This is a genomic window from Microbacterium sp. BF1 (genome assembly GCF_019279095.1).
GTDB classification, from domain to species: Bacteria; Actinomycetota; Actinomycetes; order Actinomycetales; family Microbacteriaceae; genus Microbacterium; species Microbacterium maritypicum.
This window is the reverse complement of record NZ_JAGYWT010000739.1, coordinates 1-829: the sequence shown is the minus strand read 5'-3', so window position 1 is coordinate 829 and position 829 is coordinate 1. Positions and strand designations below refer to the sequence as shown.

The 829-nt window shown below is 73.3% G+C and carries 1 protein-coding gene and 1 pseudogene; both read right to left on the bottom strand.

Going from position 1 to position 829, the window contains the following annotated elements; translation table 11 throughout:
• A pseudogene (locus KZA10_RS16445) lies at positions 1-418 on the bottom strand (molybdopterin molybdenumtransferase MoeA); the annotation flags it as partial.
• Positions 415-829: ThiF family adenylyltransferase (locus tag KZA10_RS16440; protein WP_218683431.1), on the bottom strand; the 415-nt coding region annotated here is incomplete at its 5' end. The pseudogene KZA10_RS16445 and the gene KZA10_RS16440, both read right to left, overlap by 4 nt.

Sequence of the window (829 nt, the reverse complement as noted above, 5' to 3'; positions counted from 1 at the left end):
CCCCGGGCTTCGCCGGAGCGCGCAACACCCTCACCTCGTCGAGCGAGTCGGCGAGGCCACCGGCCGTGTCCTCGAACGGCACGATCACGTCGGCGTCGGTGGGGGTGGGGGACCCGGTCATGATGCGGGCGGCTTCGCCCACGCCGAGCGGGGGGTCGAGGTCGACGCCCGCGGGGAGGTCGGCGACCACGCGCAGAGTGACCGGGTTCTCCTCGGAGGCCTCAGCGACATCGGCGCCGCGCACGGCGAAGCCGTCCATCGCGGAGTTGTCGAACAGGGGGATGTCGTGGGCGGCGGCTGCGGGAGCGGCGAGGGTGCGTCCTGCGGCATCAGCCACCGGACGCGCCTCGCTCTCGATCAGGCGGACGGCATCGAGCACACGGGCGAGCTGCTCCTCGACCGTGCGGCGGCCGGTCATGCGCGCACCGCCCTCGTCGCCGCGGATGCCGGACGGATCGGTATCTCGTGCTGGCGGGAGGTGAGCGCATCGATCATCGCGAGCCGACCGAGCAGCGGTTCGCCGGCACCGCTCAGGAGCTTGATCACCTCGCCCGCCAGCAGCCCGCCGACCTGCACACACAGGGCTCCGAGAACACCGACCTGAGCGCAGCTGGGCGGCTCGCCCTCGGTGCCCAGCGGGAAGAGGTCGGCGAGCACCACCGGCTCCCCCTCCGGCGGGTCCGACCAGAACACCGTGGCCTGCGCATGCCACTCCTGCACGGCACCCCACACGAGCGGGAGTCCGAGCGCTTCGGCCGCCGCGGCCACATCGCGGCGGGTCGCGAACGAATCGCTCGTGTCGACCACCACATCGGCGCCGGCGAGCAGG